This window comes from Streptomyces sp. NPDC026377, assembly GCF_055567715.1.
Genome location: NZ_JBVHPV010000042.1, coordinates 1 through 5,157, shown reverse-complemented (window position 1 = coordinate 5,157; position 5,157 = coordinate 1). Strand labels below are relative to the sequence as shown.

Annotated in this window: 2 protein-coding genes; both read right to left on the bottom strand. The window is 73.4% G+C overall.

Translation table 11 applies throughout. The annotated features are described in order from the left end of the window. A partial coding sequence (locus ACZ4MU_RS35115; RefSeq protein WP_467883679.1) for a beta-ketoacyl synthase N-terminal-like domain-containing protein occupies positions 1-887 on the bottom strand: 887 nt, incomplete at its 3' end. After that, the coding region (locus ACZ4MU_RS35110; protein ID WP_467883677.1) for an SDR family NAD(P)-dependent oxidoreductase at positions 884-5,157 on the bottom strand (4,274 nt) is incomplete at its 5' end. The genes ACZ4MU_RS35110 and ACZ4MU_RS35115, both read right to left, overlap by 4 nt.

Here is a 5,157-nt window from a genome sequence, read left to right as displayed (position 1 = left end):
ATCACCGCGAGCACCTGGTGCCCGTTGCGCCGGGCGTCGCTCAGCCGCTCCAGCAGGACGAGCCCGGCGCCCTCCGCCCAGCCGGTCCCGTCCGCGCCCGCCGCGTACGCCCGGCAGCGGCCGTCGGCGGAGAGCGCCCGCTGGCGCGAGAACTCCACGAACGTCGCCGGGGTCGCCATCACCGCGACACCACCGGCCAGGGCCATCGAACACTCGCCCTGCCGCAGCGCCTGCACCGCGAGGTGGATCGAGACCAGTGACGACGAGCACGCCGTGTCCACCGTCAGCGACGGCCCCTGGAGGCCGAACACGTACGACAGACGGCCCGAGGCCACACTGCCGCTGTTGCCGACGCCCAGGGTCGCCTCCAGCTCCACCGGGATCTGGGTGAGCTGCGAGGCGTAGTCGTGGTACATGAGGCCGGTGTAGACACCGGTGTCGCTGCCGCGCTGGGCGGCCGGGTCGAGTCCGGCGTGCTCGAACGTCTCCCACGCCACCTCCAGCAGCAGCCGCTGCTGGGGGTTCATCGCCAGCGCCTCACGCGGCGACACCTCGAAGAACCCGGCGTCGAACGCGTCGGCGTCGTGCAGGAACCCGCCGTGGCGCGTATAACTCTTGCCGGGCTGGTCGGGATCCGGGTCGTACAGGTTCTCCAGGTCCCAGCCACGATTGACGGGGAACTCCGAAACCGCGTCACGGCCCTCGGCCACGAGCTGCCACAGGTCCTCCGGCGAACGGACGCCGCCGGGCAGCCGGCATCCCATCCCCACGACCGCGATCGGCTCGTGCGCCGACTGGGTCATACGGGTGTTCTCCGCGCGCAGCCGCTCGTTCTCCATCACGGCGGTGCGCAGGGCTTCGACGATTCTGTCGTTGGGCGTGGTCACGATGCCTCCCCGGAGGGCTGGGGTTCAGTGGTGGCGCCGGCGAGCGCACGGGCCACGAGGTCGTCGACGTCCATGGCGGCGATGCGTTCCAGCGCTTCGTCGGTCTCCCGGTCGGCCGGGGCTCCGCTCTGTCCGGCCTCGGCCGACTCGTCGGGGAGCAGTTCGCCCAGCAGTTGCCCGGCGAGTTCGGACGGCGTGGGGTAGTCGAAGACCAGGGTGACCGGCAACCGGATCCCGGTGGACTCGGCAAGGCTGTTGCGCAGCTGCACCGCGAGCATGGAGTCGAAGCCGATCTCCTTGAACGTCAGCTCCGCGACGGCCGCGTCCGCCCCGTCGTGGCCGAGGACGGCCGCGACCCGGGTGAGGACCAGCTGGAGCAGGAAGACGTGCCGGTCCCCCGGGTCCATCGCGGAGACCTTCGCGGCCAGCGACTCCTCCGCCACGGCGCCGGCCTGCTGGACGGTGCGCCGGGGCGGGCGGACGAGGGAACGCAGCAGCGGGGTGGTGCGCCCGGCGGCCGCCTCCGCCCGCAGGGCGGCGAAGTCGAGCCTGGCTGGCAGCAGCAGGGCCTCGGAGGAGCGCAGACCCGCGTCGAACAGGGCCAGGCCCTCTTCGGTGCCGAGAGCCACCGCGCCGCGCCGGGACAGCCTGCCGAGGTCCTTGCCCGCCAGGTGCGTGGTCATCCCGGACGCCTCGGCCCACAGGCCCCAGGCCAGCGAAACCCCGGGGAGCCCGCGTGCGGCGCGCAGCTCGGCGAGGCCGTCCAGGAAGCCGTTGGCGGCGGCGTAGTTGGCCTGGCCGGGGCTGCCCAGGGTGCCGGCCGCCGACGAGAACAGCACGAAGGCGGCCAGGTCCAGCTTCTCGGTGAGCTCGTGCAGATGCCAGGCGGCGTCCGCCTTGGGGCGCAGGGTGGTGGCGAACCGCTCGGGCGTCAGATCGGCCAGCATGCCGTCGTCGAGGACGCCGGCCGTGTGCACCACCGCCGTCAGCGGGTGCTTGTCGGGTACGGCGGCGAGGAGTTCGCGGAGCGCCTCGCGGTCTGCGGCGTCGCAGGCGGCGATGGTGACGTGGGCGCCGAGCCCGGTCAGTTCGTCGCGGACCTCGTCCGCTCCCGCGCCGTCCGGGCCGCGCCGGCTGACCAGCAGCAGCTGCCGGATGCCGTGCTCGGTGACCAGGTGCCGGGCTACCTGGCGGCCCAGGGTGCCGGTGCCGCCCGTGATCAGGACAGTGCCCTCGGGGTCGAGCGGCCGTGCCGCTGCCGTGCCGGCGCCGGTGTCCCGTACGAGCCGCGGCGCGTACGCCTCGCCCGCGCGCAGCGCCAGTTGCGGCTCCGCGAGGCCGGGCAGGGCGCGCAGTACGTGGGCGTCGGCGTCCGTGTCGATGTCCGTGTCGACGTCGGCGACCGTGATGAGGCCGGGGTGCTCGGCCTGTGCCGTCCGGAGAAGGCCCCACAAGGCGGCGGCGACGGGGTCGGCGCCCTCACCCGGCCCTACGGACACGGCGCCGCGCGTCACCACCAGCAGCCGGGTGCCCACCGTGGAACGCGTGTCCCACGCCTGGAGCTCGCTCAGCAGACGCGCGGTGAACTCCCGTACGCCGTCTGGACCTTCGGAACTGCCCCAGCGGGTGGTGTCGACGACGTCGACGTCCCCGGTAGCCTCGGCGGGACGGGTGGCCTTGGTCCACTCGGTGCGGAACAGCGAGTCGCGCACCGGGGACGGTGCGAGCAGCTCCCCCGTGGCCGGACGCAGGACGAGCTCGTCGACGGTGGCCACCGGGGCCCCGTCCGGGGTCGCCAGGTCGAGGGCGAGCGTGGTGTTCGCCTTCCTGGTGATCCGTACACGCAGCGCGGAGGCGCCGGTGGCGTGCACGGTGACGCCGTGCCACGCGAACGGCAGCAGGAGGCCTTCCCCGGTGCTGTCGCCCGCCGTCGCGGCGGCGGCGTGCAGGGCCGCGTCGAGTAGTACGGGGTGCAGCTCGAACCGGGGTGCGTCGTCCTGCGGGCCCTCGGGGAGGCGGACCTCGGCGAAGGTCTCCTCACCGCGGGTCCAGACCGCCCGCAGTCCCTGGAACGCCGGGCCGTAGGCGTACCCTTCGGCGGCCTTGCGCTCATAGAAGCCGTCCAGCCCGACCGGTGTCGCACCGGTCGGCGGCCACTGCTCCAGGGAGCCGCCCGTCGCGGCGCCCTGGGCCGTGAGCACACCGTTGCCGTGGCGGCTCCACACCGTGGCGGCGCCCTCCGCGACTGCTCCGGAGTACACACCCACGGCACGCTGACCGCGTTCGTCCTCCTCGCCCACGACGACGCGCAGCCGCAGCGCTCCCCGCTCCGGGAGGACCAGCGGTGACTCGATGAGGAACTCCTCCAGACGTTCGGCGCCCACCTCCGCACCGGCGCGCAGGGCCAGTTCGACGAGTCCCGCGCCGGGGACGAGAGGGGTGCCCGACACGGCGTGGTCGGCGAGCCAGGTGTGCGTGGCGAGGGCTATCTGCCCGGTCGCCACCAGGCCGCCGGAGTCCGGGAGTTCGACGAAGGCACCGAGCAGCGGGTGCCCGGAGGTGCTGAGGCCGGCCGTGGCCAGTTCCGCCGCCGCGTTCTGCTTCCGCTTCAGCCAGTACGTCTGGTGCTGGAAGGCGTAAGTGGGCAGGGGGTGCGTGGCGGGTTCGGCCGTGGGGGGCTGGGGGTGGGTGGTGGTGTGCGTGCGGATCCGGGCGAGAGCAGTCAGGAACTGCTGGGCGGAGTCGTCGTCCCGGCGCAGTGACTCGGTGGCGAGGCCCGCGTCGGGGGCGTCGTCGAGGATTTCCTGGATGCTCGGGCCCAGCACCGGGTGGGCGCTGATCTCGATGAAGGTGGTGTGGTTCTGCTCCGCCAGCTTCTGGAGGGTGGCGTGGAAGTGGACGGTGTGGCGCAGGTTGCGGAACCAGTAGTCGCCGTCCAGGACCGTGGTGTCCTCGATGAGGCGCTGCTCCAGGGTGGAGTGGAAGGGGATGGTGGCCCGGCCGGGCTCGATTCCCTTCAGCTGCTCGTGGAGCTGGTCCTCGATCTTCGCGACGTGGCTGGTGTGGGAGGCGTAGTCGACGGGCAGGATGCGGGACTTGATGTCCAGCGTCCGGCAGTGCGCCTTCAGCTCCTCCAGCGCGCCGGGGTCCCCCGCGACGATCGTGCTCGACGGCCCGTTGACGGCCGCCACCTCGATGCGCGTGTCCCAGGGCCGGATCAGCTCACGGGCCTGGTCGTGCGGGCGGCTCACGGCCATCATGCCGCCGAGTCCGGCGAGGTGGGCGCCGATGGTCTGCGCCCGCAGGGTGACTACCCTGGCCGCGTCCTTCAGGGTCAGCGCCCCCGCGATGTGCGCGGCGGCGATCTCACCCTGCGAGTGCCCGACCACGGCCTGGGGCTCGATGCCATGGGCCTGCCACAGCCGGGCCAGACCCACCATCACAGCGAAGGAGGCGGGCTGGAGGACGTCGACACGGTCGAGGGAGGGAGCGCCCTCACGCTGGTGCAGGACGTCGACCAGGTCCCAGTCGGTGTGCGGGGCGATGGCGGCGGCGGTCTCGCGGACGCTGGCGGCGAAGACCGGGCTGGTCTCCATCAACCGGGCGCCCATACCGGCCCAGTGGGTGCCCTGGCCGGGGAAGACGAAGACCGTCCTGCCGCTGCTGACGGCCTGGCCCGTGATCACGTGCGGGTGGGGTGTGTGGGCGGCGAGCGCCGCCAGGGCGTCCTGGAGGTGCCCGGTGCCTGTGGTGATCACGGCGGCGCGGTGGGCGTGTGCGGTACGGCGGGTGAGGGTGGGCAGGATGTCGTGCGGGGTCAGCTCCGGGTGGCGGGCCAGATGGTCCGCGAGCTGCCGCGCCTGGGCGCGCAGCGCGGCTGGGGACTTCCCCGACAGCGGCAGCACAACCGGCGCCACGTCGGTGAACGCGGGTGTGCCCGGCGCGTCCGCCTCCTCCGTCGGCGCCGCTTCGGGCGCCTGCTCCACGATGAGGTGGGCGTTGGTGCCGCTGACGCCGAAGGAGGAGACGGCCGCCCGGCGCGGACGGTCGGCGTCGGGCCACGGCCGCGCCTCGGTCAGCAGCCGCAGGGAGGAAGCCTCCCAGTCGATCTTCGGGCTGGGCTCGTCCACGTGCAGAGTGCGCGGGAGTTCCCCGTTGCGCAGGGCCATGACCGACTTGATGACACCCGCGACACCGGCCGCGGCCTGGGTGTGGCCGATGTTGGACTTCAGCGACCCCAGCCACAGCGGCTGGTCCTTCTCCCGGCCCT